1 rRNA gene is annotated in these 381 nt (G+C 34.6%); it reads right to left on the bottom strand.

Annotated features, from left to right (window positions below):
* Nucleotides 1-113: ribosomal RNA gene (locus tag A7985_RS25505) — 23S ribosomal RNA — on the bottom strand; the annotation flags it as partial.
* Nucleotides 114-381 lie beyond the last annotated feature (268 nt).

Raw genomic sequence — 381 nt, 5'->3', positions numbered from 1 at the left:
AAATCTAAGTCTCAAGTGCCTCTTACTGGCTTGACTTAGCTTATCGCAAGTTAGTACGTCCTTCATCGCCTCCAACTGCCAAGCATCCACCGTGTACGCTTAGTCACTTAACCATACAACCCAAAATAGTTTTAAGTTGTACTGCTAAAGACAGTTTTAACTTCGCCAGAAGTTAAGTAATACTAAAGTAGACGCTAATTAATCAACTAAATGATTAATCGGCATTTTCTTTCGAAAACTCTGAATAACAATTACTTGTTATTCGAGAATTTAATTATCAGCTTTCCAAATTTTTAAAGAGCAATATTAATTAGCTTACAAAAGCTAACTAACAATCATCTGTGTGGACACTTCGAACAAATCTGTTCTAAATCGTTAAGG

It is taken from the genome of Pseudoalteromonas luteoviolacea (genome assembly GCF_001696455.1).
GTDB lineage: Bacteria > Pseudomonadota > Gammaproteobacteria > Enterobacterales > Alteromonadaceae > Pseudoalteromonas > Pseudoalteromonas luteoviolacea_C.
The sequence above is the reverse complement of the archived record's forward strand: the minus strand, read 5'-3'. Positions and strand labels throughout refer to the sequence as shown.